The 25,493-nt window shown below is 69.8% G+C and carries 24 protein-coding genes, 5 tRNA genes and 1 pseudogene; 17 read left to right on the forward strand and 13 right to left on the reverse strand.

Going from position 1 to position 25,493, the window contains the following annotated elements; translation table 11 throughout:
• The first annotated feature begins 79 nt into the window (after positions 1 to 79).
• Complete coding sequence (cimA, locus tag ACFYO2_RS20360) at positions 80 to 1,684, forward strand: citramalate synthase (RefSeq protein ID WP_388350657.1); 1,605 nt, start codon at positions 80 to 82, stop codon at positions 1,682 to 1,684.
• Between the two features lie 19 nt (positions 1,685 to 1,703).
• Here the strand turns inward: cimA and ACFYO2_RS20365 are convergent, their stop codons facing one another.
• The gene (locus ACFYO2_RS20365; RefSeq protein WP_388350660.1) at positions 1,704 to 1,877 is read right to left on the reverse strand and encodes a hypothetical protein; all 174 of its coding nucleotides are present in this window, start codon (positions 1,875 to 1,877) and stop codon (positions 1,704 to 1,706) included.
• A 193-nt stretch (positions 1,878 to 2,070) separates the two neighbouring features.
• On the opposite strand from ACFYO2_RS20365, the gene ACFYO2_RS20370 reads away from it, so the two are divergent.
• Positions 2,071 to 2,217 carry a hypothetical protein gene (locus ACFYO2_RS20370; protein WP_388351297.1) on the forward strand — a complete coding sequence of 49 codons (147 nt, stop codon included), beginning with the start codon at positions 2,071 to 2,073 and terminating at the stop codon, positions 2,215 to 2,217.
• 38 nt (positions 2,218 to 2,255) lie between these two features.
• Positions 2,256 to 3,629: a hypothetical protein gene (locus ACFYO2_RS20375; protein ID WP_388350663.1), complete on the forward strand. Its 1,374-nt coding sequence runs from the start codon at positions 2,256 to 2,258 to the stop codon at positions 3,627 to 3,629.
• 189 nt (positions 3,630 to 3,818) lie between these two features.
• Here the strand turns inward: ACFYO2_RS20375 and ACFYO2_RS20380 are convergent, their stop codons facing one another.
• Complete coding sequence (locus ACFYO2_RS20380) at positions 3,819 to 4,601, reverse strand: serine protease (RefSeq protein ID WP_388350666.1); 783 nt, start codon at positions 4,599 to 4,601, stop codon at positions 3,819 to 3,821.
• Between the two features lie 365 nt (positions 4,602 to 4,966).
• Complete coding sequence (locus ACFYO2_RS20385; RefSeq protein ID WP_388350669.1) at positions 4,967 to 5,575, reverse strand: YceI family protein; 609 nt, start codon at positions 5,573 to 5,575, stop codon at positions 4,967 to 4,969.
• Positions 5,576 to 5,677: 102 nt separating this feature from the next.
• Here ACFYO2_RS20385 and ACFYO2_RS20390 point away from each other — a divergent pair, with 102 nt between their 5' ends.
• The 4 genes and pseudogenes from ACFYO2_RS20390 to ACFYO2_RS20405 all read left to right on the forward strand — a co-directional run bounded on the left by ACFYO2_RS20390 (position 5,678) and on the right by ACFYO2_RS20405 (position 8,054).
• The gene (locus ACFYO2_RS20390; RefSeq protein WP_388351300.1) at positions 5,678 to 5,851 is read left to right on the forward strand and encodes a hypothetical protein; all 174 of its coding nucleotides are present in this window, start codon (positions 5,678 to 5,680) and stop codon (positions 5,849 to 5,851) included.
• Positions 5,811 to 6,022: pseudogene (locus ACFYO2_RS20395) on the forward strand (hypothetical protein); the annotation flags it as partial. The gene ACFYO2_RS20390 and the pseudogene ACFYO2_RS20395, both read left to right, overlap by 41 nt.
• Before the next feature lie 151 nt (positions 6,023 to 6,173).
• Positions 6,174 to 7,805 carry an acyl-CoA carboxylase subunit beta gene (locus ACFYO2_RS20400; RefSeq protein WP_388350672.1) on the forward strand — a complete coding sequence of 544 codons (1,632 nt, stop codon included), beginning with the start codon at positions 6,174 to 6,176 and terminating at the stop codon, positions 7,803 to 7,805.
• Positions 7,806 to 7,862: 57 nt separating this feature from the next.
• The gene (locus tag ACFYO2_RS20405; protein WP_388350675.1) at positions 7,863 to 8,054 is read left to right on the forward strand and encodes an acyl-CoA carboxylase subunit epsilon; all 192 of its coding nucleotides are present in this window, start codon (positions 7,863 to 7,865) and stop codon (positions 8,052 to 8,054) included.
• 166 nt (positions 8,055 to 8,220) lie between these two features.
• On the opposite strand, the gene ACFYO2_RS20410 is transcribed toward ACFYO2_RS20405, so the two are convergent.
• From ACFYO2_RS20410 to ACFYO2_RS20445, 8 genes are all read right to left on the reverse strand, one after another.
• Positions 8,221 to 8,802, reverse strand: coding sequence for an ATP/GTP-binding protein (locus tag ACFYO2_RS20410; RefSeq protein ID WP_026248371.1), 582 nt, complete (start codon positions 8,800 to 8,802; stop codon positions 8,221 to 8,223).
• The gene (locus ACFYO2_RS20415; protein ID WP_388350678.1) at positions 8,783 to 9,367 is read right to left on the reverse strand and encodes a DUF742 domain-containing protein; all 585 of its coding nucleotides are present in this window, start codon (positions 9,365 to 9,367) and stop codon (positions 8,783 to 8,785) included. The genes ACFYO2_RS20410 and ACFYO2_RS20415 overlap by 20 nt, the downstream gene beginning before the upstream one ends.
• Before the next feature lie 96 nt (positions 9,368 to 9,463).
• The gene (locus ACFYO2_RS20420; protein ID WP_033321188.1) at positions 9,464 to 9,877 is read right to left on the reverse strand and encodes a roadblock/LC7 domain-containing protein; all 414 of its coding nucleotides are present in this window, start codon (positions 9,875 to 9,877) and stop codon (positions 9,464 to 9,466) included.
• 10 nt (positions 9,878 to 9,887) lie between these two features.
• Positions 9,888 to 13,133: a nitrate- and nitrite sensing domain-containing protein gene (locus ACFYO2_RS20425; RefSeq protein ID WP_388350681.1), complete on the reverse strand. Its 3,246-nt coding sequence runs from the start codon at positions 13,131 to 13,133 to the stop codon at positions 9,888 to 9,890.
• Positions 13,134 to 13,511: 378 nt separating this feature from the next.
• Positions 13,512 to 14,087 carry an ATP/GTP-binding protein gene (locus tag ACFYO2_RS20430; protein ID WP_046258886.1) on the reverse strand — a complete coding sequence of 192 codons (576 nt, stop codon included), beginning with the start codon at positions 14,085 to 14,087 and terminating at the stop codon, positions 13,512 to 13,514.
• The gene (locus ACFYO2_RS20435; protein ID WP_030611532.1) at positions 14,068 to 14,463 is read right to left on the reverse strand and encodes a DUF742 domain-containing protein; all 396 of its coding nucleotides are present in this window, start codon (positions 14,461 to 14,463) and stop codon (positions 14,068 to 14,070) included. The genes ACFYO2_RS20430 and ACFYO2_RS20435 overlap by 20 nt, the downstream gene beginning before the upstream one ends.
• Before the next feature lie 111 nt (positions 14,464 to 14,574).
• A complete protein-coding gene (locus tag ACFYO2_RS20440; RefSeq protein WP_030611534.1) occupies positions 14,575 to 14,988 on the reverse strand; it encodes a roadblock/LC7 domain-containing protein in 414 nt (137 codons plus the stop codon).
• A gap of 9 nt (positions 14,989 to 14,997) precedes the next feature.
• Positions 14,998 to 18,690, reverse strand: coding sequence for a nitrate- and nitrite sensing domain-containing protein (locus ACFYO2_RS20445; protein WP_388350685.1), 3,693 nt, complete (start codon positions 18,688 to 18,690; stop codon positions 14,998 to 15,000).
• A 608-nt stretch (positions 18,691 to 19,298) separates the two neighbouring features.
• Here ACFYO2_RS20445 and ACFYO2_RS20450 point away from each other — a divergent pair.
• From ACFYO2_RS20450 to ACFYO2_RS20490, 9 genes are all read left to right on the forward strand, one after another.
• Complete coding sequence (locus tag ACFYO2_RS20450; RefSeq protein WP_388350688.1) at positions 19,299 to 19,490, forward strand: hypothetical protein; 192 nt, start codon at positions 19,299 to 19,301, stop codon at positions 19,488 to 19,490.
• A 135-nt stretch (positions 19,491 to 19,625) separates the two neighbouring features.
• Positions 19,626 to 20,402, forward strand: coding sequence for a fumarylacetoacetate hydrolase family protein (locus ACFYO2_RS20455; RefSeq protein ID WP_388350689.1), 777 nt, complete (start codon positions 19,626 to 19,628; stop codon positions 20,400 to 20,402).
• Positions 20,395 to 21,888 (forward strand): glutamate--tRNA ligase, encoded by a 1,494-nt coding sequence (gltX, locus tag ACFYO2_RS20460; protein WP_388350692.1) that lies wholly within the window; start codon positions 20,395 to 20,397, stop codon positions 21,886 to 21,888. The genes ACFYO2_RS20455 and gltX overlap by 8 nt, the downstream gene beginning before the upstream one ends.
• Positions 21,889 to 21,981: 93 nt before the next feature.
• A complete protein-coding gene (locus ACFYO2_RS20465; protein ID WP_388350695.1) occupies positions 21,982 to 22,713 on the forward strand; it encodes an HAD family hydrolase in 732 nt (243 codons plus the stop codon).
• A gap of 91 nt (positions 22,714 to 22,804) precedes the next feature.
• A tRNA-Gln gene (locus tag ACFYO2_RS20470) sits at positions 22,805 to 22,876 on the forward strand.
• Positions 22,877 to 22,918: 42 nt separating this feature from the next.
• Positions 22,919 to 22,991: transfer RNA gene (locus ACFYO2_RS20475), tRNA-Glu, on the forward strand.
• Between the two features lie 29 nt (positions 22,992 to 23,020).
• Positions 23,021 to 23,093 (forward strand) — tRNA-Glu (locus ACFYO2_RS20480).
• A 20-nt stretch (positions 23,094 to 23,113) separates the two neighbouring features.
• Positions 23,114 to 23,185 (forward strand) — tRNA-Gln (locus ACFYO2_RS20485).
• 27 nt (positions 23,186 to 23,212) lie between these two features.
• Positions 23,213 to 23,285, forward strand: a tRNA-Glu gene (locus tag ACFYO2_RS20490).
• 60 nt (positions 23,286 to 23,345) lie between these two features.
• On the opposite strand, the gene ACFYO2_RS20495 is transcribed toward ACFYO2_RS20490, so the two are convergent.
• Positions 23,346 to 23,993 carry a MerR family transcriptional regulator gene (locus tag ACFYO2_RS20495; protein WP_388351280.1) on the reverse strand — a complete coding sequence of 216 codons (648 nt, stop codon included), beginning with the start codon at positions 23,991 to 23,993 and terminating at the stop codon, positions 23,346 to 23,348.
• Between the two features lie 106 nt (positions 23,994 to 24,099).
• On the opposite strand from ACFYO2_RS20495, the gene ACFYO2_RS20500 reads away from it, so the two are divergent.
• Complete coding sequence (locus ACFYO2_RS20500) at positions 24,100 to 24,585, forward strand: DUF4188 domain-containing protein (protein ID WP_388350697.1); 486 nt, start codon at positions 24,100 to 24,102, stop codon at positions 24,583 to 24,585.
• Positions 24,586 to 24,667: 82 nt separating this feature from the next.
• Here ACFYO2_RS20500 and ndgR read toward each other — a convergent pair whose 3' ends face one another.
• Positions 24,668 to 25,384 (reverse strand): IclR family transcriptional regulator NdgR, encoded by a 717-nt coding sequence (gene ndgR, locus ACFYO2_RS20505; protein ID WP_007384919.1) that lies wholly within the window; start codon positions 25,382 to 25,384, stop codon positions 24,668 to 24,670.
• Between the last annotated feature and the right edge of the window lie 109 nt (positions 25,385 to 25,493).

Below are 25,493 nucleotides of genomic sequence, written 5' to 3' on the forward strand. Positions count from 1 at the left end.
AGCGCGAGGGACCATGTGGGGACGGTGGAGCCGGTCATTCCGGTACAGACCGAGATCCGACACAGGAGCCTTTGACACCATGACCGAACCCAGCGAACTCGACGATTCCTTCCACGTCTTCGACACCACCCTGCGCGACGGCGCCCAACGGGAGGGCATCAACCTGACCGTCGCGGACAAGCTGGCCATCGCACGGCACCTGGACGACTTCGGCGTGGGCTTCATCGAGGGCGGCTGGCCCGGCGCCAACCCGAGGGACACCGAGTTCTTCGCCCGCGCGCGGCAGGAGATCGACTTCAAGCACGCCCAGCTGGTCGCCTTCGGCGCCACCCGCCGGGCCGGCGGCAAAGCCGCCGAGGACCCCCAGGTCAAGGCGCTCCTCGACTCGGGCGCCGAGGTGATCACCCTGGTGGCCAAGTCCCACGACCGGCACGTGGAACTCGCCCTGCGTACGACGCTGGACGAGAACCTGGAGATGGTCCGCGACACCGTTTCCTTCCTGCGCGAGCAGGGGCGCAAGGTCTTCGTCGACTGCGAGCACTTCTTCGACGGCTACCGCGGAAACCCGGAGTACGCGAAAGCGGTCGTACGAGCCGCCTCCGAGGCCGGCGCCGACGTGGTCATCCTCTGCGACACCAACGGCGGCATGCTCCCGGCGCAGATCCAGGCGGTCGTCTCGACCGTCCTCGCCGACACCGGCGCCCGCCTCGGCATCCACACCCAGGACGACACGGGGTGCGCGGTCGCCAACACCCTGGCCGCGGTGGACGCGGGCGCGACCCACGTCCAGTGCACGGCGAACGGCTACGGCGAGCGGGTCGGCAACGCCAACCTCTTCCCGGTCGTGGCGGCCCTGGAACTCAAGTACGGCAAGAAGGTCCTCCCCGACGGCAAGCTCCGCGAGATGACCCGCATCTCGCACGCCATCGCCGAGGTCGTGAACCTCACCCCCTCCACCCACCAGCCCTACGTCGGCGTCTCGGCCTTCGCCCACAAGGCCGGCCTGCACGCCTCCGCGATCAAGGTCGACCCGGACCTGTACCAGCACATCGACCCCGAGCAGGTCGGCAACACCATGCGGATGCTGGTCTCCGACATGGCGGGCCGCGCGTCGATCGAGCTCAAGGGCAAGGAACTCGGCATCGACCTCGGCGGCGACCGCGTGCTGGTCCAGCGGGTGGTCGACCGGGTCAAGGAGCGCGAGCTCAAGGGCTACACGTACGAGGCGGCCGACGCCTCCTTCGAACTCCTCCTCCGTGCCGAGGTGGAGGGCAGGCCCCTCAAGTACTTCGGTGTCGAGTCCTGGCGCGCGATCGTCGAGGACCGCCCCGACGGCACCCACGCCAACGAGGCCACGGTCAAGCTCTACGCCAAGGGCGAGCGGATCGTCGCCACCGCGGAGGGCAACGGCCCCGTCAACGCCCTCGACCGCGCACTCAGGGTGGCCCTGGAGAAGATCTACCCGCAGCTCGCCAAGCTCGACCTCGTCGACTACAAGGTCCGCATCCTCGAGGGCGTCCACGGCACGTCCTCCACGACCCGCGTGCTCATCTCCACGTCCGACGGTGCGGGGGAGTGGTCCACGGTGGGCGTCGCCAAGAACGTCATCGCGGCGTCCTGGCAGGCTCTGGAGGACGCTTACACGTACGGGTTGCTGCGGGCGGGGGTCGAGCCGGCGGAGTAGGGCGCGGTCTGCCCGTCGCTCATGGTCGGGGGTGGTCCCCCACGCACGCGGTGCCGCGTGGCGGTGGGATCACGACCGTCGAGTGCGGCTCTTGGGCGGCCCCCGGCTCCAGGGCCCAGGCCCGGCGGATGCCGTCGATGACGGGGCGTGGGCTGTAGGGGGAGAGGGCGAGTTCCCGGCGGGCCTCGGCCACCAGGTCGAGGTACCCGTCGGGGCGCTGTGCGGCCTGTGCCCGGCGCGGGTCGAAGTCGGGCCGCCCGAAGACGCACCCGCGTCACCCTCGCCGACTGGGGGCTGACCCGGCGGAGCGGCGACGTGCTGCTCCGCGCGAGCGAACTCGCCACCGCGCCCTGGTCGCGAAGGCGCGGCTCGTCGTCCAGCAGAAGGTGGGACAGGACATCACGGCGGCGGTCGCGAAGCCCTTCGCCGACGCGGACCACCTGCTGCTGATCGGGCGGTACGGGGGAGGCGGTGGAGAAGCTGACGTCGGCGTATCGGGCGGCGGCCTGAGCGCCGCGTTCCCTCCCGTCTGAATGGCCCTTTTTCGTTGGCTTTCGGGTAGCTTCGAAGTATGAAGGTCGTCCTTTCGACCCGAAACTTGGCCGGACTGCTGACCGCGCTGGCGCTCGTCGTCCTGACGGCCCTGACCGTCCTGACGGCGGGCGCTTCGCGCGCCTCGGCGGCCACCGACGTCTCGACGATCGCCGAGGCCCTGCGTGAAGACCCGGTCTACGTCGCCCCGGCCGCCGCCGACCAGCTCTCGTCCTCCGCCGCCGACGCGCTGTCCGAGCAGATCAGGGACGCGGACAAGGCCTTGTTCGTCGCCGTCCTCCCCGCCGACCAGCCGACGGAGAAGCTCTTCACCGAGCTGCGCACCGCCACCGGTGTCACCGGGCTGTACGCGATCCGCGTCGGGGACGCCTTCGACGCCCGAGCCGACTCCTCGGTCCTGCCGACCACGGCCGTGCAGAACCTCGTCAGCAGTGTCGAGGCCGAGAGGGACGCCACGGCCCAGCTGGACGACTTCACCGACCGGGCGCTGGCCAACATGGGTGGCTCGGCCCCGTCCTCCTGGAGCTCCTCCGACAGCGACGGCGGCGTGTCCACCGCCGGGCTGATCACCGTCGGCGCGGTCCTGGTGGCCGGCGGCGGTGGCGCGTACGCGCTCGTACGGCGCAGGCGGCGCCTGCACGAGGAGGAGCAGCGGGCCGCGCTGGAGAGGCTGAGGGTCGTCGTCGACGAGGACATCACCGCCTTCGGCGAGGAGCTCGACCGCCTCGATTTCCACCCCGGGGAACCGGGCGCGGACGACGCCATGCGCGAGGACTACGAGCACGCGCTGGACGCCTACGAGAGGGCGAAGACGTACATGGCCCAGGCGGGCAGGCCCGAGGACGTCCGGGCCGTCACCAAGTCCATCGAGGACGGCCGCTTCTCGCTCGCCAAGCTCGCCGCCCGCCGCGAGGGCCGGCCGGTGCCCGAACGCCGTGCGCCCTGCTTCTTCGACCCGCGCCACGGCCCGTCGGTCGCCGACACGACCTGGACGCCGGTGGACGGTGCCCCGCGCGAGGTCCCGGTCTGCGCGGCGGACCGGACCCGTCTGGCCGACGGCCGTGACCCGGTGATCCGCGAGGTCGACACGGAATACGGCCGCCGCCCGTACTGGGACGCGGGCCCCGCCTACGGCCCCTGGGCCGGCGGCTACTTCGGCGGCGGCATCCTGCCCGGCCTCCTCGTCGGCACGCTGCTCGGCAGCATGATGGCGAGCCCGGTCTACGCCTCCGACTACGGCTCCGGTTACGGCGACTTCGGCGGCGGCGGTTACGAGGGCGGCGACGTCTCCGGCGCGGACTTCGACAGCGGCGACTTCGGCGGCGGTTTCGGCGGCGGGGACTACGGCGGCGGCGACTTCGGCGGCGGCGGGGACTTCGGCGGAGGGTTCTGAACCCGTAGCCCGCCCGCACGACGGCCCGGCCGGCGTTTGAGGACGAGGCCCCTTCAGGGCCGATCGGGGGTCCGGGGGCGCAGCCCCTGGAGACGGGACGGGTGGGGGCGGCGCGGGCGAAGACCCCGAACACGGGCCCGGCACAAGGCGCACCGGACCCGCGGACGTACGGACGAGACGAGCCGCGCGTCAGAGCGAGGCCGCGGCCGAGGCGATCGCGGAGGCGAAGGTGGACACCTCGGTGTACACACCGGGCGCGTTGGGCCGGGCGCAGCCTATGCCCCAGCTGACGATGCCGACCTGGATCCAGGCATTGGCGCTGTCCCGGCGGAACATCGGACCGCCGGAGTCGCCCTGGCAGGTGTCGACCCCGCCGGACGCGTAGCCGGCGCAGATCTCCTCGGCGGCGACGAGACCGCTGTAGCCGCTGTAGGAACGACAGGTGGCGTCACTGACGAACGGCACGCTCGCCTTGAGCATGTACCGCTGCTGGGCCCCGCCCTCGGAGGCCGACCCCCAGCCGGCGACGGTGAAGGTGCCGCTGTTGTACTGGTTGGTCGTGGCGATCTTCAGCGTCGCCAGGTTGATGGGCGAGGCGAGCTTGATGAGCGCCCAGTCCTTGCCGGTGCCGTTGTAGCCGGGGGCCCGGTAGACGTACGTGGAGCGGACCTGGACCCGTCCGGTGGTGGACTGGAGGTCCACGACGCCGGCGGTGGCGGTGATGCTGGTGTTGGCACCGGTCGCGCCCACGCAGTGCGCGGCGGTGAGCACGATCTGCTGGGTGTACAGCGCGCCGCCGCAGCCCATCGAGAGCCGGACCATGAACGGGAACTCGCCCTGCGCGGCGCGGGTTCCGCCGACGACGGGCGCGGGCGCGGCGGTGGCGGCCGAGACGGGCTGAAGGCTGGCGATCGCGAGGGCGGCGGCACCGACGGCCGCGCATCTCTTGAGTGCCGTGAGGAGTCTCTTCAACGTGATGCCTTCCGTGGGGGGTGGACCTGGGGACCGTGCGACACGTGCGACGAAACGCAGAAGTGACGTGTACATGTCATTCTCGGCAACAAGGAACTGCCTATTTGCTGGCATGGTCAGGTCAAATCCGTTGCTGGATTATGTGAACGCCATGAGCGCCGGCACAAGGGGCGCGATTCGGCCACCTCGCCGCCTACCGTGTCCCCATGACCGCCCCCCGAAGCGCCGCCCCAAGCCTTCGTGACCGCGACCGGACACGGGGATGAGACGCCGAGCGCCCGCCCTCCCCGTAGGCCGGAGTGGAAGGCGGGCGCGCTCGGTGGTCAGGCGGCTCGACGAGGAGTCGGGTCAAGTCGCCGACAGGCTCAGGCGTTCTTGATCGCCGAGATGTCGAAGTTCAGCTTGATCTTGTCGGAGACCAGGACGCCGCCCGTCTCCAGTGCCGCGTTCCAGGTCAGGCCCCACTCGGAGCGGATGATCTCGGACTTGCCCTCGAAGCCGACGCGCTCGTTGCCGAAGGGGTCCTTCGCCGAGCCGTTGAACTCGAGGTCGATGGTGATCGGCTTGGTGACGCCGAGGATGCTGAGGTCGCCGGTGATGCGGTAGTCGTCGCCGCCCAGGGCCTGAGCCGAGGTCGAGCGGAAGGTCATCGCCGGGAACTCGTCCGTCTTGAAGAAGTCGGAGCTCTTGAGGTGGCCGTCGCGGTCCGCGGAGCCCGTGTCGATGCTGTCCATCTTGACGTCGATGGAGGCCGTGGACGCGGACGGGTCGCTGCCGTCCAGGTGCAGCGAGCCGCTGAAGTCGAGGAACTTGCCCTTGACGTTCGTGACCATGGCGTGCCGGGCCACGAAGCCGATCGAGGAGTGGGCGGGGTCGATGGTGTAGTCGCCGGTCAGCGCGGCGAGGTCGGCGTTCACGGCGGCGGGCGCCGCGGCGGTCGTGTCGGTGGTGTCCTTGCGGCCGAAGATGCCCATGGCGTGCTCCTGGTGGGATGACGGGCTGATGTTGAATATTCAATCAGCTCAACAGGGACGACCGTAGACCTATTCCGGCGATGCTTCAATGCCCTCGTCGACGTGGCTGCGTCCTCCGGCATCGGCTACGGCCCCGCCACCGTTCCGTACGCTTCCCGCCGCACGGAAACCGGCGAGCTCGCCCGCGGCTTCCGCGCCGCCATGGACCCCGATCGCCGCCCCCCGCCGCGTGCCGCTCAGCCGCCGCGGCCGCACCGCTACTCTCTGCGTGAGTGAGCCGCCCCGCACCGGTCAGCCGCTGGAGATCGCCTGGGACCACCCCGTGGCGGTGTGATCCGCGCGGACGACTCGGTCGAGGTGGTCTCCACAGACCGCCGACTGGGCCTGCGTGTCACCCCGGGGAGGGCATGTGCCACCCATGATTGTGAGGTGACTCTCACCGGATGAGTTTGTACGACCTCTACAAGCCCGACGCCCTCTGAGCAGTCAGAAGGGCTGCATGCCGCCCCGGTTCTGTTCAGGGGTACCAAGGAAACGGTCCGGAGACTGTACGGAGTCGACGGCGAGCTTTTCTTGGTGGGCTTCGTAAGGTCGCTACATGACCGTTTTGGATGAGGCGCCGGGTGAGTCGACGGACCAGTCGACGAGTGAGCCGACGGACCAGTCGACGGGTGAGCCGACCGACGCGCGTGGGCGGGTCGCCGAGCTGCACGGGATTCGTGCGCAGGCACTGGCCGGCCCCGGCGAGAAGGCGACCGCGGCGCAGCACGCCAAGGGCAAGCTGACCGCGCGGGAGCGCATCGAGCTGCTCCTGGACCCCGGCACCTTCCGGGAGGTCGAGCAGCTGCGGCGGCACCGGGCGACCGGCTTCGGCCTGGAGGCGAAGAAGCCGTACACGGACGGTGTGATCACCGGCTGGGGCACGGTGGAGGGCCGTACGGTCTTCGTCTACGCCCACGACTTCCGCATCTTCGGCGGCGCGCTGGGCGAGGCCCACGCCACGAAGATCCACAAGATCATGGACATGGCCATCGCGGCCGGGGCGCCCCTGGTGTCCCTGAACGACGGCGCGGGCGCCCGTATCCAGGAGGGCGTCTCGGCCCTCGCGGGCTACGGCGGCATCTTCCAGCGCAACACCAAGGCGTCCGGGGTCATCCCGCAGATCTCGGTGATGCTCGGCCCGTGCGCGGGCGGCGCGGCCTACAGCCCCGCCCTCACGGACTTCGTGTTCATGGTCCGCGAGACCTCGCAGATGTTCATCACCGGCCCGGACGTCGTCAAGGCCGTCACCGGCGAGGAGATCACCCAGAACGGCCTCGGCGGCGCCGACGTGCACGCCGAGACGTCCGGGGTCTGTCACTTCGCCTACGACGACGAGGAGACGTGCCTCGCCGAGGTGCGCTACCTGCTGTCGATGCTCCCGCAGAACAACCGCGAGAACCCGCCCCGGGTGGAGCCGACCGACGAGGCCGAGCGCCGCGGCGACGTGCTGCTCGACCTGGTCCCGGCCGACGGCAACCGTCCGTACGACATGACCAAGGTCATCGAGGAGATCGTCGACGACGGCGACTACCTCGAGGTCCACGAGCGCTGGGCCCGCAACATCATCTGCGCCCTGGCCCGCCTCGACGGCCAGGTGGTGGGCATCGTCGCCAATCAGCCGCAGTCCCTGGCCGGCGTCCTGGACATCGAGGCGTCGGAAAAAGCTGCACGGTTTGTCCAGATGTGCGACGCTTTCAACATCCCGATCATCACTTTCCTGGATGTCCCCGGGTTCCTCCCGGGCGTCGACCAGGAGCACGGCGGGATCATCCGGCACGGAGCGAAGCTGCTCTACGCCTACTGCAACGCGACCGTGCCGAGGATCTCCCTGATCCTGCGCAAGGCCTACGGAGGTGCGTACATCGTCATGGACAGCCAGTCCATCGGCGCGGACCTCACCTACGCCTGGCCGACCAACGAGATCGCCGTCATGGGCGCGGAAGGCGCGGCCAACGTGATCTTCCGTCGCCAGATCGCCGACGCCGAGGACCCCGAGGCCATGCGGGCCCGCATGGTCAAGGAGTACAAGTCCGAGCTCATGCACCCGTACTACGCGGCGGAGCGCGGTCTGGTCGACGACGTCATCGACCCGGCGGAAACCCGCGAGGTCCTCATCCGCTCCCTGGCGATGCTGCACACCAAGCACGCCGACCTGCCGTCCCGCAAGCACGGCAACCCCCCGCAGTAACCCTGTGGAACCTCCGCGGTACCCCCGCGGAAACCTCTCTCACGGAGACTGACACCCATGAACACCGCTGACATTCGTGTCGAGAAGGGCCACGCCGAGCCCGAGGAGGTCGCCGCCATCACGGCCATCCTCCTGGCCCGCGCAGCGGCCGCCCCTGCCGCCGCCCCGACCCACCGCGGTCGCCCGAAGGCCGCCTGGCGCCGCCTGGAGCGCGAGCCCGGATTCCGCGCCCCGCACAGCTGGCACTGAGCTTGTACGGCAAAGAAGGGCCCCTCTCCAAGAGAGGGGCCCTTCCGCGTGCCCAGGGGCGCGGGGCTGTATCGATAATGCGGCTCCGCCGTGCGGGCGCGAACGGCCACTGACTGCCGGCAGACGGCTTACGACCGTCCGAGCAGCCCAGTGGCCGCACAAACGCCTACCGCAACCGTGCCATCAACGCATGCTCAACGAGCGTGATGAGCGCAGACTTCGCGTCAGCGCGATGGCGGGCGTCCGTCGTGATGATCGGGGTGTCGGGGCCGATCTGGAGGGCCTCGCGGACCTCGTCCGGGTTGTACGGCTGGTTCCCGTCGAAGCCGTTGAGGGCGATCACGAAGGGAAGCCCCGAGTTCTCGAAGTAGTCGACCGCGGGGAAGCAGTCGGCGAGGCGGCGGGTGTCCACCAGGACGATCGCGCCGATCGCGCCGCGCACCAGGTCGTCCCACATGAACCAGAAGCGGTCCTGGCCGGGCGTACCGAAGAGGTACAGGATCAGGTCCTGGTCCAGCGTGATGCGACCGAAGTCCATGGCCACCGTGGTGGTGGTCTTGTCTCCGGTATGGGTGAGGTCGTCGATGCCCGCCGAAGCAGACGTCATCACGGCCTCGGTGCGCAGCGGGTTGATCTCCGAGACGGCGCCGACGAACGTGGTCTTGCCCACGCCGAAGCCGCCAGCCACCACGATTTTCGCGGACGTGGTGGAGCGGGAAGGCCCTCCGCTAGAGCTTGCGAAGTCCACTGAGCACCCTTTCGAGCAGTGTCACGTCTGGCTGGCCGCCGGCGTTCTCGTCGCCGCCGGGTTGATGGATGGCGACCAGGCCCGCCTCCGCCAAGTCGGCGACGAGGATCCTGGCCACGCCGAGAGGGATCGTCAGCAGGGCCGAGATCTCGGCCACCGACTTGATCTCACGGCAGAGGTTGCAGATCCGCTGATGCTCGGGCAGCTGGCCCTGCATCTGGTGCGGCTGCGCGGTGGTGTGCACCAGTGCCTCGATGGCGAGCTGGTAGCGCGGGCGGGTCCGGCCGCCGGTCATGGCGTACGGACGCACCAACGGGTTGTTCGACGCCCCGGCGGGCGCCGGCTCAGGGGCGCGTCGATGCGGCTGCACGGGCTGGATACGCGGCGCCGGCGGCTGGTCGTACGGCGACGGCCCAGGACCCTGGGGCGCGTACGGCTGCTGGCGCCGCTGGCTCGGGGCGGAGGGGAAGTTGTAACGGTTGGGGTTCTGGGAACCGTCGCCCTGACCCTGGCCAGGGCCGTACGACCAGTTACCCGAAGGTGAACCGCCTGGGGGTGTTGCCACTTTCTCTCCTCCTCCGACTGTGCCGGGCACCCATCACTGTGGAGCCGCGTCCCGAAACCTTATGGCCTCGGGACGCCAAAACGCACCGTCTGTCTGTCAGTTGAGCAGGCTCCCCTGGAGCTCCGCACGCAGATCGGGCGTCAGGACCGTACCGGCACGGTCCACCAGAAGCGCCATCTCGTACCCAACGAGGCCGATGTCGGCCTCCGGGTGTGCGAGAACCGCCAGCGACGAACCGTCGGAAATGGACATGATGAACAGGAATCCCCGCTCCATCTCCACAACCGTCTGGTTCACGCTGCCACCCTCGAAGATACGGGAGGCGCCTGCCGTCAGAGACGTCAGGCCGGAGGCGACGGCCGCGAGCTGGTCGGCACGGTCGCGCGGAAAGCCTTCGGACATCGCCAGAAGGAGTCCGTCGGCGGAGACCACCACCGTGTGGGACACCCCCGGGGTGTTGTCCACGAAGTTGGTGATCAACCAGTTCAGGTTCTGCGCCGCCTGGCTCATCGGGCTCACACTAACGCTCCTGGTTGTAGGTGCTGTCAGAACCGAAGCCCTGACCGTTCGTTTCGCTTCCTGCGCTGCGGCCCCGCTGGACACCGCGGCGCAGGTTGCTCAACCTGCCCCGGACGTCCTCGGGAGCGCGGGAGACCTGTGGGCCCCCCTGAGGGGTGGATTCGGCGGCTCCCTCGACCAGGTTGGCCTTGGGCACCCGCCGCGGCAGGCCGGAGGAGGTGACCCCGCCCGCCTTGGGCTTGCGGAGCTGCGAGGCCTGCTGCCAGCGATCGTCGTTCGCCGAACGCCAGTCGCCCTTGCTCTCCGCGGGGGCCGGCGGCTCCTGGCTCGTGTGCCGCGCGCCGCCCGAGCCGTTCGCACCGCTCGGGGTGGGTCCGCGGCGCGGGAGCCCGGCGTCGGTCAGGTCGTGGCTGGCGGAGGAGCTCGGTCCCGGTCGGTCGAAGCCTACGTGGTCCCGCTCACTCACGTCAGCGGCCTGCGCGGATTCCGCTTGCGGAGCGTACTGGTCCGGGTATCCGTTGCGGTAGCCGTCCTGCTGCGGCCAGTCGTCCTGGTAGGACTGCTCCTCGAAGCCCGAGAACGTCTCCGGGGCGGCGGCACGGGCCCGCGCGGGCTCCTCGTGGACCGGCTCCGGATACGTCGGTTCCGGGTAGCCGCCGTTGGACGAGAAGGCGTCGTTCTGCGGCAGGCCGCCGTTCGGCGCGTAGTACCCCTCGTCGTAGGACGGACGCTGCGGCTCCTCGTAAGCGGTCCGCTGCGGGTCCTCGTAGGCCGTCTGCTGCTGCTCCTCGTACGACGGCTGACGCGGCTCCTCGTACGCCGGCTGGTGCTCGTACGACGCCTGCTGCTCCTGGTAGCCGCCCTGGCCGTCGAAGCCCTCGGCGTACCCGGGGGAGTCGGGGGACTCCTCGCCGGGGTTCTGGGACTCCAGTGCCGCGCGGCGCTCCTCGCGCATCAGCGAGCGGCCCACGGGGTCCAGTTCGCGGATGTCGTCCGGGACCTCGGTGTAGCGGCTGTCGTCGAAGCCGAGTTCCGCGGCCGTGCGCATCGGCAGGCCGTTGTTGAAGTCCTCCCCCTGGACCTGGAAGTGCTGCTGCTCCGGCATGATCTGCGAGACGGTGAACTCGTCGCGCTGCTGCTCGCCGCCGCCACCGCCGTGCGTGATCGCGTCGGGGAGCATGACGAGCGAGGTGGTGCCGGCCTGCTCGCCGGAGGGGCGCAGCTGGACGCGGATGCCGTGCCGGTCGGACAGCCGGCCGACCACGAACAGGCCCATGCGCTGGGAGATCGCGGCGTCCACGGTCGGCGGGTTGGCCAGCTTGTGGTTGATGTCCGCGAAGTCCTCGGCGGTGAGGCCGATGCCCTTGTCGTGGATCTCGATCATGATGCGGCCGTCGGGCAGCCGGGTCGCGGTGACGCGGACCTTGGTCTGCGGCGAGGAGAACGTGGTGGCGTTCTCCAGCAGCTCGGCCAGCAGGTGCACGAGGTCGGTCACGGCACGGCCGTGGATCTCGGCCTCCGGAACGCCGGACAGCTCGACGCGCTCGTACTGCTCCACCTCGGAGGAGGCGGCGCGCAGCACGTCGACCAGCGGGACCGGCTGGTCCCAGCGGCGGCCGGGCTCCTCGCCGGCGAGGACCAGGAGGTTCTCGCCGTTGCGGCGCATACGGGTGGCCAGGTGGTCCAGCTTGAAGAGGTTCTCCAGCTGGTCCGGGTCGGCCTCGTTGTTCTCCAGGTCGGTGATCAGGGTCAGCTGGCCCTCGATCAGCGACTGGTTGCGGCGCGACAGGTTGGTGAAGATCGCGTTGATGTTGCCCCGCAGCAGGGCCTGCTCGGCGGCGAGCCGGACGGCCTCGCGGTGGACCTGGTCGAAGGCCCGGGCGACCTCGCCGATCTCGTCCCTGGTGGTGATCGGGATCGGCTGCACACGGGTGTCGACGCGGCCCGGGTCGGTGCGCGAGAGCTGGTCGACCAGCATCGGCAGACGCTGCTCGGCGATACCGAAGGCGGCGTTGCGCAGCTGGCGCATCGCACGGCTCATCTGGCGGGCCACCATGCCGGCCAGGATGAAGGCGAGGAGCAGGGCGATCACGACGGCGGCACCCACGATGAAGGCGTCACGGCGGGCGTCGTCGGCGATGGTGGCGGCCTCGTTCACCGCTGTGTCGGCCAGGTCCGACTCGATCTGCCGGTAGGCGTTGTACTTGAGGGTGTTGACCGCCCACCAGTTGTCGGCGGTGATGCCCTTCTCGGCCAGTGCCTGGCGCTCGCTGGTGTCCGTGGACGTCAGAGTCCCGATGCCCCTGACCATGTCGGTCGGGTTGGACGGCGGCGGCACGTAGTCCGGGTTCTTGGCCTTGGCCTCCTTGGCCATCGTCGCGCCGTCCGTCTTGATCTGCAGCTCGGCCTCGCGGAGCTTCTGCTCGTCCGCCTCGGTGCCGCCGCCGATGTACTCCTCGACGGCGATGCCCTCCAGGTACGCGTACGAGGAGAGGGCGACGCGCTGGGTGGCGAGGTCGGTGGCCTTGGGACCGGGGCTGACCAGCAGGTGCATGCCGATGGAACGCTGCAGCGACAGGGCGGCCTTGGTGAGCTCGATGGCGTAGACGGTCCGGCCGTAGCTCGTGATGTTGCCGGTGCCCAGACCGAGCTCGTTGGCGAACTCCGTCAGGGGGTGCGCGACCTCGGTGTAGCCCTCTTCGGTCTGCACGCCGGTGCGCTTGGTGGTGTACGCGGTCGTACGCAGCGCCTCGAGCTTGGGCTCCTCGTCGCGGAACAGCTTGAGGCGGCGCAGCAGGCCTGCCGTCTGCGGCATGGTCCCGGCCGCGTCGTCGAAGGCGTCGGCGGCCTGGTCCGTCTTCTTGCGGGCGTCGGTGACGACGGCCTTGTTGTTGCCCAGCAGAATCGGGGCGGCGGTGATGTCACGCTCGTTGTAGAGGGCGTCGGCGTAGTTGAGGGACGCCCGCACCAGACGCGCGGTGCTCTCCGCGTCCTCGGCCTCCTGCCAGGTGTCGATCGAGCTCTTCACCTGGAAGCCGCCCATGACGAGGCCGACCACCACGGGTATGAGCAGGATCGCGTTCAGCCGGGTCGGCACCCGCCAGTTGCGCGGGGAGAAACGACCGCCGCTCGCCGGTGGCGCTGCCGCCTGCTCCGAACCGGGCACAGGGGCGGGCGCCGCTCCGCGCGGCGGCGGGGTGAAGTTGCCCCGGGCCGACGGCTCGGGACCGTTCTTGCTTCGCCTCACTCGACCAACAACCTTCCGGCGGTCGGCACCTAACGTTGTGCCGCAGTGTCTCAGAGCCCGGTATGTCATCGACTGGTGAGTACGTCTTTGACTATTGGGCAGTTCAGGCATTCCAGCACGTCGGCCTCCGCAGTTCCAAACAGTGGAGTGCGGGGATTCGAAGTGATGTAAGCCCCAGATAAAACGGTCATAAAGAACGAGCCCCGTCAAAAGACGGGGCCTTCGTGCGCGCAGCGACACCGGCTGACCGCGACGAGTGGCCATACCACCCGATTCCTCTGCCGAAACGTTATGAACACCGGGGCCGGCCGTGTCAAAGGACACAGCCGGCTCCAGAGCGTCTACGACAACTTCCGTATGCCACGGCCGGTTTGAGTGCTACCTCAGCCGTGCCATCAGAGCGTGCTCGACCAGCGTGATCAGCGCGCTCTTCGCATCGGAGCGATGGCGGGCGTCCGTCGTGATGATCGGGGTGTCCGGACCGATCTGCAGAGCCTCCCGGACCTCTTCGGGAGCGTACGGCTGGTGTCCCTCGAAGCCGTTGAGCGCGACGACGAACGGCAGACCGCTGTTCTCGAAGTAGTCGACCGCGGGGAAGCAGTCGGCGAGGCGGCGGGTGTCCACCAGGACGATCGCGCCGATCGCGCCGCGCACCAGGTCGTCCCACATGAACCAGAAGCGGTCCTGGCCGGGCGTACCGAAGAGGTACAGGATCAGGTCCTGGTCCAGCGTGATGCGACCGAAGTCCATGGCCACCGTGGTGGTGGTCTTGCCTCCGGTATGGGTGAGGTCGTCGATGCCCGCCGAAGCAGACGTCATCACGGCCTCGGTGCGCAGCGGGTTGATCTCCGAGACGGCGCCCACGAAGGTGGTCTTGCCGACGCCGAAGCCGCCGGCCACCACGATCTTCGCGGAGGTGGTCGCCCGGCCTCCGTCAGAGCTTGCGAAGTCCACTGAGCACCCTTTCGAGCAGTGTCACGTCCGGCGCGCCGGTGCTCTCGTCGCCACCCGGCTGGTGAATGGCGACGAGTCCGGCCTCCGCGAGGTCCGCGACGAGGATGCGAGCCACGCCCAGCGGCATGGCCAGGAGTGCCGAGACCTCGGCGACCGACTTCACCTCGCGGCACAGGTGGCAGATCCGCTGGTGCTCCGGGAGCAGCCCCATGAGCGCCGCCGGGTCGGCCGTGGTGCTGATCAGAGCCTCGATGGCGAGCTGGTAGCGCGGCCGGGTCCGGCCGCCGGTCATCGCGTACGGCCGTACCAGCGGCTGGTCGCCCTCATCCTCGTACGGCTCCGCGTACGGATCATGAGAGGCGGTGGGCGGGGTCATGAATCCTCCGGGCGGGACAGCGAGTCGGTCTGCTAGCCGTCGGACAGGGGCCGGTGGGGGGATTGTGGCGGCCGGACGGTGATTTGGTGAGGCGGGTGGATCCTGCGGCGGTCAGTGGAGCAGACTGCCTTGGAGCTCGGCGCGCAGGTCGGGCGTGAGCACCGCGCCCGCGCGGTCGACCAGGAGCGCCATCTCGTAGCCGACGAGGCCGATGTCGCAGTCGGGGTGGGCGAGTACGGCCAGGGACGAGCCGTCCGAGACGGACATGAGGAACAGGAATCCCCGCTCCATCTCGACGACCGTCTGTGCCACGCTGCCGCCCTCGAAGATCCGGGAAGCCCCGGCCGTCAGGGACGTCAGACCGGAGGCGACTGCGGCCAACTGGTCGGCGCGGTCGCGCGGGAAGCCTTCGGACATTGCCAGAAGGAGTCCGTCGGCGGACACGACGACGGTGTGGGACACCCCTGGGGTGTTGTCCACGAAGTTGGTGATCAACCAGTTCAGGTTCTGTGCCGCCTGGCTCATCGGGCTCAACTAATGCTCCTGCTGGTGAGTGGGGCTCGGGAAGCTGCCGGTCTGGCCGGTGGTACCGGCCTGTCGACCTTGAGCGATGCCCCGACGGAGATTGGTCAGTCGGCCGCGTACGTCGTCAGGCGCACGCGAGACCTGCGGACCGGCTTGGTGCTGTTGCTGCTGAGCCGTACCCGGGACAAGGTTCGCCCTGGGCACCCGGCGCGGCAGGCCGGAAGTGGTGACGCCGCCCGCGGCCGGCTGCCGTACGCGCTCTGCCTGCCGGACGAGATCGTCGTTCGGAGAGCTGCGCCAGGAGCTGGCGACGGGACGCTGAGGAGCGGCAGGAGCCTGCGGCTGCTGCCGCGGGGCCGCTGTATCGGGAGCGGAGCCGTTGCCCTGCTGCCCGCTTTGCTGACCGTGGAACCAGTTGGTCTCGAGGGTGTCGTACAGCGGCGTACGGCCGTCACCGGGACCCGCGGGCGGCAGCGCCTCCGGCTCCTGGCGGCCGGGCCGCTGTTGGGGACGCGGCGGGACCGGCGGACGCGGAGCACCGAAGTCGGCGCCGCCCTGCGTGCCGTTCGGCTGCGGACGCTCGAACTGGCCGGTGGAGTCGTTGCCGTAGCCCGGCGCGGGGAACTGGCCGGTGGAGCTGCTGTCGTAAGACTGCGGCATCGCGAACTGACCCGTGGCCGACGGACCCGACGGCGCCGCGGGGTTGTTCTGACCGGCGGAGCCGAAGACGTCCGGGCGGACGAAGTGACCGGAGTCCTGGATACCGCTGGAGCCGGGCCGGGGGAACTGACCCGTGTTCTGGGGGCCGTTGTTCCCGCCGGAGGCCGGAGCGCCGGGGCCCTGACGGCCGTCGCCGCGCGGGATCGCCGGCATCTCCGCGGTCGCGCCCGGGCCCTGCCGGTCGTCGATCCGCGGCATCCGGGAGGTCTGCTGTGCCGAGTCCGGCTCGTCATGGCCGCGCGGGGTGTCGAGCGAGGCCCGCGGCACCGACGGCTGCGCGTTCTCGTCGCTCCAGCTGGGCACGCGGGGCTGCGGGTTGTTGCTGCCGGGCAGCTCGGCCCGCGGACCGCCGCGGCCCGGCAGCTGCGGCCGACGGCGCCGGCCCTGCGGCTCGTTGCCCGAGTTCGACGGCTGGGGCGACTGCGGCGGCTGCGGCGGTACGGAGCCACGGCCGTTCCCGAAGGCGTCCTGGCCCTGCGGAGCGTTCGTGCCTGCGGCCTGCAGGCCCTGCGGGGCACCCGGCGCCTGACCGCCGAAACCGGCACCGGCCGGAGCCGCGCGGCCCTGCGGAGGCGTACCCGGACCCTGCGGCCCGCGCGCCCCACCCGGTGCACCACCGGGCCGACCGCCACCGTCACGCCCGGGCAGGGCGGCGCGTGGCCCCTGACCGGGATTGAGCCGGCCACCCGTGGGCGCACCGGCACCGAGAGCACCGCCGCCCTGCTGGCCGGTGCCGCGGCGGGCGGCCGCCACACCGGCGGCGGCCGAGGCGGCACCGCCGACGGCGCCCTGACCGGGCTTGGCCTGGGGCTGCGGCTTCTTGCCGCCCTGGGCGACGTCCACCGGCAGCATGACCAGCGCGGTCGTACCACCGGAGTCGGACGGGCGGAGCTGGATGCGGATGCCGTGGCGCTGCGACAGCCGGCCGACCACGAACAGACCCATGCGGCGGGACACCGACACGTCCACGGTGGGCGGCGAGGCGAGCCGCTCGTTGATCGCGGCGAGGTCCTCGGGGGAGAGGCCGATGCCGGTGTCGTGGATCTCGATCAGTACGCGGCCGTCGGGCAGCGCGTGACCGGTGACCTTGACCTTGGTCTGCGGGGAGGAGAACGAGGTCGCGTTCTCCAGCAGCTCGGCGAGCAGGTGCACGAGGTCGTTGACGACCCGGCCGGCCACTTCGGTGGTCGGTACGGAGGACAGCTCGATGCGCTCGTACTGCTCCACCTCGGACGCGGCGGCGCGGAGCACGTCGACCAGCGGGACCGGGCGGGTCCAGCGGCGGCCGGGCTCTTCACCTGCGAGGACGAGGAGGTTCTCACCGTTACGGCGCATACGCGTCGCGAGGTGGTCGAGCTTGAAGAGCGAGGAGAGCTGGTCCGGGTCGGCCTCGCGGGACTCCAGTTCGGAGATCAGCGACAGCTGGCGCTGGATCAGACCCTGGGAGCGGCGCGAGAGGTTGGTGAACATCGCGTTGACGTTGCCCCGCAGCAGGGCCTGCTCGGCGGCGAGGCGGACCGCCTCGCGGTGCACGTCGTCGAAGGCCGCGGCCACCTGGCCGATCTCGTCCCGGGAGTGCACACCGACCGACTGCACGGACGTGTCGACGTCCTGCGGGTCGGACTCGGACAGCTGCTTGACCAGCTCGGGCAGCCGGTCCTGGGCGACCTTGGTGGCGGTCTCCTGCAGCCGACGCAGCGAGCGGATCATGGACCGGGCGACGACAAAGGCACCGACCAGCGAGACGCCGAGCACGAGCAGGATCAGCGCACCGGAGATGATCGCCTCTTGCTCGGAGGCGTTGCGCAGCTCGCGGGCCTTCTGCTCCATGTCCTCGAGCAGCGTGTGCTCGATGTTGCCCATCTGCTCGATCTTGGTCGAGCTGTCGTCCACCCAGTCCTTGTACGACCGCTTGTCCAGGTCGGCGAGACCCGTCGACGTCCGCAGGGCGCGGCTGGCGTAGGTGTCGGTGGCCTGGATGGTCGGGTTGCCCTGTTCGATGGGCTTGAGGAGCTCGGGCGCGTTGTCGGTGCCGTAGATGCTCCGGAAGCTCGAGAGGTCGGAGTCCTCGCTCTCCAGGGCGCCCTCGGCGTACAGCCGGTCGTTCTCGCTGAGCCTGCCGAACGTGGTGTTGCCGGTGGGCAGCGCCGCCGCGAGGATCGCGCGCTGGATGGACGCGTACTCCTTGGCCGACGAGAACGCCGACAGGGCGCGCGTGCGCTGGATCATCTCGGGGTTGCTGGTGGCCTCCGCCATGTCCTGCGAGAGGTCGAGCAGGTGGGTGACGAGGCGGTGGTAGCCCTCGACGGTCTGGGAGGCGTTGTTCGTGGTCTCGTAGGCGGCGCTGCGGATCTTCTCGAGGCCGCCCAGGTCGCGGACGAGACCGACGAGGCTCTCGCGGACGCCCTGGAGATTGCCGTCCTTGCTGGAAGCGTCGACCTCCTCCGCGGCGTCCCGGAAGGCATCCGCGGCCCGGTCGGTCTTGTCCCGGTAGCCCTTGACCGTGTAGTCGGTCGCGGATGAGCCGTGCGCCAGCGGACCGGCCGACTGGTCGCGCTCCTCCTGGAGCGCCGCGGCCAGCTCGGTGGCCTGCTTGGTCATCTCCGTCAGCAGCTTCATGTTGTCGAGCTGCTGGATGTCGTCCATGGACTGGTTGATGCGCAGCGCGCCGAGCGAGGTGGCGGCGACCACCGGGAGCGCGAGCAGTGACACCAGACGGGTGGAGATGCGCCAGTTGCGCAGGGCTATTCGTGGGCCGGGGCCGCTGGGACCCTTCGGCGGCTTGACGGTCGGCGTGGTCGGAGTGGCGGGGCCGGTCGAGGACGCGCCGGGGCGCCCGGAGCGCTCACCGCCGTCGCCGGACGGGGCCGGACCCGGGTTCTGGGCGTGCTGGGGCGAGGAGCTGCCGGCCGTCGGGCCAGTCCCGCCGTGCGGCTCCGGCTCGGCCGAAGCACTGCCATCCCTCTTGAAACGTCCCTGCACTAGCGTCGCAACCTCTGGACCAGGCGCCCCTCCGCGAACGGAAGGACGGTGTCGGCGTCGTAGGGGGCGTCCTGAAATACGCCCCCCTGGTGGTCGTGAGTGACCGGCGCGCTGGTTCCCCCTATCTCGCCGCCGCTCGGCGCTTGTATGCGCCCCCTGTGCGCCGGCTCGATCCTGCGGCGGTCCGTGGAATTCCAGCACAGTGCAGGATCTCCAACAAGGCCCGTAGGCCATGCCGTGACCTACGTGACACCGCGTGAGTGCCGCGTCACCGGACGTAGAACCTGATCTCACCCATACCGGACGTATGCCCGCGAGTCACCCGGCGGTAAGCGGTGTCCCAGTCGCCATGATCAGGAGCGGAATGATGGCTTCAGGGGGCCAATGTCCGTTTCGTTGGGGTGCGCTGTGGGACCGGTTTGACCGTTTTGCCCATAGGTGAGTGAGGAAACTCACACGCGCCTTATGGGGTCTGTGCGTCCAGGAAGGGAATTGCATGTTTAGCCTGACGCTTTACACGGATGGCAAATCCGACAACCCGCGCCGGTCCAGGGGCCCTTCGGCCCTCACTTCTCCCGGCGCCCGTACAAGACAGGTCTCGTACAACCGTGAAGACGACGATGATGTTCCGCAACACCGCCAACCCGCGGCGCACGACGCTGGCACACCTCGAGGACGCCGACGACCTGCGGACCCCGGAGCAGCCGGAGCACTCCGTCGACCTCCCGACCCAGACCGCCAACCCCCGCCGCACGATCCTGATGGAGGTCCCGGTCCAGGCCGGCTCCGCCCAGGAGTAGATCACCAAGCCCGACATGGATCAAGCCCGACATGGATCAAGGCGCCCGCCTGCAAATGCGCGAGGCGCCCGCCCCTCACCGCGTTAGCCTGGAGCGTCAGACTCCAGCCGGTTCAGTGAGGGGCGCAAGGATCTCGTGCGCATCGCCAGATTCTCCATCGACGGGAACGTCGCCTTCGGTGCGGTCGAGGGTGACAGGCCGGACGAACTCGTCCTCGACATCATCAAGGGCATCCCGTTCGCGGACTTCGAACTCTCCGGTACGAAGGTCCCGCTGAGCAAGGTCAGGCTCTTGCCGCCGGTGCTCCCCAACAAGGTCGTGGCCTTCGGCCGCAACTACGCGGAGCACGCGAGGGAACTCGGCAACGAGGTGCCCGACGCCCCGTTCGCCTTCTTCAAGCCCTCGACCTCCGTGATCGGCCCCGGCGACGACATCCAGTACCCCGGCTTCACGCAGGACCTCCACCACGAGGCCGAACTGGCCGTGGTCATCGGCCGGATGTGCCGCGAGGTCCCGCGCGAGCGCGTCAAGGACGTCATCCTCGGCTACACCTGCGCCAACGACGTCACCGCCCGCGACGTCCAGAAGCGCGAGAAGCAGTGGGCCAGGGCCAAGGGCTTCGACAGCTCCTGCCCGCTGGGCCCCTGGGTGGAGACGGACCTCGACCCGTCCGACCTGACCATCCAGCTCACCGTCAACGGCTCGCAGCGCCAGCTCGGCCGCACCAGCGAGATGATCCACTCCATCGAGGATCTGATCGTCAACATCACCGAGGCCATGACGCTGCTCCCCGGCGACGTGATCCTCACGGGCACCCCGGCAGGCGTCGGGCCGCTCACCGTCGGCGACGAGGTCGCCGTCACCATCGAAGGCATCGGCACTCTCACCAACAAGGTTGTCAAGCGTGGCTAGCGCACCCGTCCCCGCCGTCCGAGTACGGTTCTGCCCGTCGCCCACCGGTAACCCCCACGTGGGCCTGGTCCGCACCGCCCTGTTCAACTGGGCGTTCGCCCGGCACCACGAGGGCAGCGGTGCTCAATTCGTATTCCGTATCGAGGACACCGACGCGGCCCGCGACTCCGAGGAGTCCTACACCCAGCTCCTCGACTCGATGCGCTGGCTGGGCTTCGACTGGGACGAGGGCCCCGAGGTCGGCGGCCCGCACGCGCCCTACCGCCAGTCGCAGCGCATGGACCTCTACAAGGACGTCGCGCACAAGCTCCTGGACGGCGGCCACGCCTACCACTGCTACTGCTCCCAGGAGGAGCTGGACACCCGCCGCGAGGCCGCCCGCGCCGCCGGCAAGCCGTCCGGCTACGACGGCCACTGCCGCGACCTGAGCACCGAGCGGGTCGAGGAGTACGTGGCCCAGGGCCGTACGCCCATCGTCCGCTTCCGCATGCCCGACGAGACGATCACCTTCACGGACCTGGTCCGCGGCGAGATCACGTACCAGCCGGAGAACGTCCCGGACTACGGGATCGTACGAGCCAACGGCGCCCCCCTGTACACGCTCGTGAACCCGGTCGACGACGCGCTGATGGAGATCACGCACGTCCTGCGCGGCGAGGACCTGCTGTCCTCGACCCCGCGGCAGATCGCCCTGTACCAGGCGCTGATCGAACTGGGCGTCGCCAAGCGGATCCCGGCCTTCGGGCACCTGCCGTACGTGATGGGCGAGGGCAACAAGAAGCTCTCCAAGCGCGACCCGCAGGCCTCGCTCAACCTCTACCGCGAGCGCGGCTTCCTCCCCGAGGGCCTCCTCAACTACCTCTCCCTCCTTGGCTGGTCACTCTCCGCCGACCAGGACATCTTCACGATGGACGAGATGATCGCGGCCTTCGACATCGCGGACGTGAACCCCAACCCGGCGCGCTTCGACCTCAAGAAGTGCGAGGCGATCAACGCCGACCACATCCGTCTGCTCGACGCGAAGGACTTCACGGAGCGCTGCCGCCCGTGGCTCCAGGCCCCGTTCTCCCCCTGGGCACCGGAGGACTTCGACGAGGCGAAATGGCAGGCGATCGCCCCGCACGCCCAGACCCGCCTCAAGGTCCTCTCCGAGATCACCGACAACGTCGACTTCCTCTTCCTCTCCGAGCCGGTCTTCGACGAGCCGAGCTGGACGAAGGCCATGAAGGAGGGCTCGGACGCCCTCCTCCGCACGGCCCGCGAGAAGCTCGACGCGGCCGACTGGAACTCCGCCGAGTCCCTGAAGGAAGCGGTCCTGGCCGCCGGCGAGACCCACGGCCTCAAGCTCGGCAAGGCCCAGGCCCCGGTCCGCGTGGCTGTCACCGGCCGCACGGTCGGCCTGCCCCTCTTCGAGTCCCTGCAGGTCCTGGGCAAGGCGAAGACGCTCTCCCGCATCGACGCGGCGCTGGCGAGGCTTGCGGCGTAACCCGTAGGTCCGTGAGGTGCGGCACCCGTGCGGGGCGCCGCACCTTCGTCATTCCGCCGGACGCGCCACCCGGCCCCGGGTTACCGTCGGACCATGAGCATTCGTGCCGTGGTCTGGGACGTCGACGACACTCTCTTCGACTACACCGAGGCCGACCGTGTCGGCATGCGCGTCCATCTCACGGCCGAGGGGCTGCTCGACTCGTACGACAGCGTCGAGCAGGCCATCGTGCGGTGGCGGCAGATCACGGACCAGCAGTGGGCACGGTTCGCGGCGGGGGAGCTGACCTTTCAGGGCCAGCGCCGGGACCGCGTGCGGGTGTTCCTGGGCGAGGAGCTGAGCGACGCCGACGCGGACGCGTGGTTCGAGCGGTACATCGCGCACTACGAGACGGCCTGGACCCTCTTCCCGGACGTTCTGCCGGTACTGGACGCCCTTGCCGCCAGCCATCGCCACGCCGTGCTGTCCAACTCCAGCATCCACGTCCAGGACCGCAAGCTGCGCGTCCTCGGCGTGCACGACCGCTTCGAGGTCATCCTGTGCGCGGCGGAGCTCGGCGTCTCCAAGCCGGAGGCCGGCGCCTTCCTGGCCGCCTGCGACGCCTTGGAGCTGGCCCCGCACCAAGTGGCGTACGTCGGCGACCATCCGGAGATCGACGGGCGGGGCGCAGCCGACGCCGGACTGCTGTCGGTCTGGATCGACCGCGAGGGCGTGCACGCCGTCGGTGACGTCCCCGGCGGGCCGCACCGGATCGCCTCACTGGCCGAACTCCCCGCGATCCTCGGCGCCGATACCCGTTTTGGAGCCCCGTCCACCTTCGGGTAATGTTCTTCCTGCGCCGCCGGGGAGCGGGCCGAAAGGCCAAAACCCGGGGGAGCAAACTAGAACAAGATCCCCACAGGGGCTTGCGTTCCAGTGGCCTATGGTGTAATTGGCAGCACGACTGATTCTGGTTCAGTTAGTCTTGGTTCGAGTCCAGGTAGGCCAGCTCGCAGAGCTCATCTGCATATGCGGAGATCGATTCCGCGAAGCCCCCGTTGTGTAGCGGCCTAGCACGCTGCCCTCTCAAGGCAGTAGCGCCGGTTCGAATCCGGTCGGGGGTACGGATCCTGGTTGTTCCGGGATCGCTAGGGCCCCCGTTGTGTAGCGGCCTAGCACGCCGCCCTCTCAAGGCGGTAGCGCCGGTTCGAATCCGGTCGGGGGTACGGATTGGTCTGAACCACATTGGTCTATGGTGTAATTGGCAACACTACGGTTTCTGGTACCGTCATTCTTGGTTCGAGTCCAGGTAGACCAGCTCGGCCTGCGGAAACGCAGAGTCCATGCCCCCGTTGTGTAGCGGCCTAGCACGCCGCCCTCTCAAGGCGGTAGCGCCGGTTCGAATCCGGTCGGGGGTACGCGACTGAAGGGCCCTCCTTCGGGAGGGCCCTTCAGTGTTTCCCCGGTCGGATCCCGGGTCACTTCCCGCCGAACCGTCGGCCTGACTCCTCCGCCTGAGCCAGCCGTCGCAGGCTCAGCAGCACCGGTTCGTACAGCACGGTCAGCGCCACCGCCGCCTCCACCTGCTCCTCCGGCGTCCCGTAACGCTCCACCAGGTCGAGATCGGTGACGGCCATGCGCTCCACCGCGCGGCCGTACGGCTCCAAGTCCCGGACGGAGCACGGGTAACCGAGCCGGGACAGCGTGGCGATCGCGGTCACCAGCATCCCGTACGCCGGTGCGGCGGAAGCTTCGGACGCGGGGCGGTAGCTCCAGTCGAGCCGGTCCAGCAGAGCATCGGCGGTGCGCCGGCCCACCTCGGTCGCCGGGTCGTCGTCGTCCGGTGCCGGCCCGTGCGGCAGGGCCCACACGGCGCTGCCCAGCCGCTCGTTCCGGTCGAGGTCCCCGTCCTGCAGGGCGGCGAGCACCTCCCGGGCCGAGGCCACCGGGATTCCTCCCACCTGGATCAACGCGCGCACCAGACGCAGGCGCCGCAGATGCCCCTCGTCGTACTCGGCCTGCGTGGCAGTCACGCGGCGGCCGGGGTGCAGCAGTCCTTCGCGCAGGTAGTACTTGATCGTTGCCGTGGAGACACCGCTGCGCGCGCTCAGCTCCGCCAGTCGCATCCGGCTCGCACCCTCTTTCCTCTTGCGCTCCCCATTGGGGAGTGTCACTATCCAAGCATGGATAGCTTCACTATCCAATACGTGCTCGTGAGGAGTGGGGGACGCGATGGGTGCCAAGCCGATCGAAGGACGCACGACGGCGGCGAGCGAGGACGAGGTGGTCGTCTTCCTGATCGGAATGCGGATCAACAGCTTCGCCGCGCCGCGCAGTTGGCTGCCGGTGGCCAGGGCCATGGGCCCGATGGTCGCGGAGCTGTCGCGGGAGAAGGGCAGCGGGCTGCTCGGTTACCAGTTCCTGTTGGGCTTCCCGCGCGTGCTGTACGTGGTGCAGTACTGGGACTCGAAGGAGAAGCTGCTCGCCTACGCGTCGGCGCCGGACAGGAAACACCGGCCGGCGTGGGCCGCCTTCAACCGGCGGCTGCGCGAGGGGAAGGGCAAGGTCGGCTTCTGGCACGAGACATACGTCGTGCCGGCGGGGTCGTACGAGTCGGTCTACGTGAACATGCCCGAGTTCGGCCTCGGGAAGGCCACCGGGGTCGTTCCGGTCGGGCGTCGGGGCGACCGCGCGGCCGACCGTCTCCGGATCTCCTGAGGTGTCGGCTGATCGTCGGTGTGCTGCCGGGGGGCGCCTGCCGCGGCGTTGAGGCGGGCCCTCCCCGGTGACGTCCCGCCGGTCAGCCCGTGCGGCGCAGGGCTTCGGAGAGGCGGGCGGCGGCGTCGATGACCGCCTGAGCGTGCATACGGCCCGGGTGGCGGGTCAGTCGCTCGATGGGGCCGGAGACCGAGACGGCGGCCACCACGCGGTTGGACGGGCCGCGGACGGGCGCGGAGACGGACGCGACGCCCGGCTCGCGCTCGCCGATGGACTGGGCCCAGCCCCGGCGTCGTACGCCCGAGAGTGCGGTGGCGGTGAAGCGGGCGCCCTGCAGGCCGCGGTGCAGACGCTCGGGCTCCTCCCAGGCCATGAGGATCTGGGCGGAGGAGCCGGCCTTCATGGTGAGCGTCGAGCCGACCGGGACCGTGTCCCGAAGGCCGGACAGGCGTTCCGCCGCGGCGACGCAGATGCGCATGTCGCCCTGGCGGCGGTAGAGCTGCGCGCTCTCGCCGGTGATGTCACGCAGGTGCGTGAGTACCGGGCCCGCCGTGGCGAGGAGGCGGTCCTCACCGGCGGCCGCGGCCAGCTCGGCGAGGCGCGGGCCGAGAATGAAGCGACCCTGCATGTCACGCGCCACCATGCGGTGGTGTTCCAGAGCCACGGCCAGCCGGTGGGCCGTGGGTCGTGCCAGTCCGGTCGCCGCGACCAGACCCGCGAGGGTGGCCGGACCGGACTCCAGAGCGCTCAGAACAAGGGCCGCCTTGTCCAGAACGCCGACGCCGCTACTGTTGTCCATGAAACGATACTCGCGTCTCACTCTGTGAAACGCAAGTTCAATTTTCGGTGGAACACGCCACTCTTGAAGACACAGCGGCCCGCAGCACAAGGGGCCCGGCGGCGGATGC

Source organism: Streptomyces sp. NPDC006602 (assembly GCF_042870385.1).
Taxonomy (GTDB): domain Bacteria; phylum Actinomycetota; class Actinomycetes; order Streptomycetales; family Streptomycetaceae; genus Streptomyces.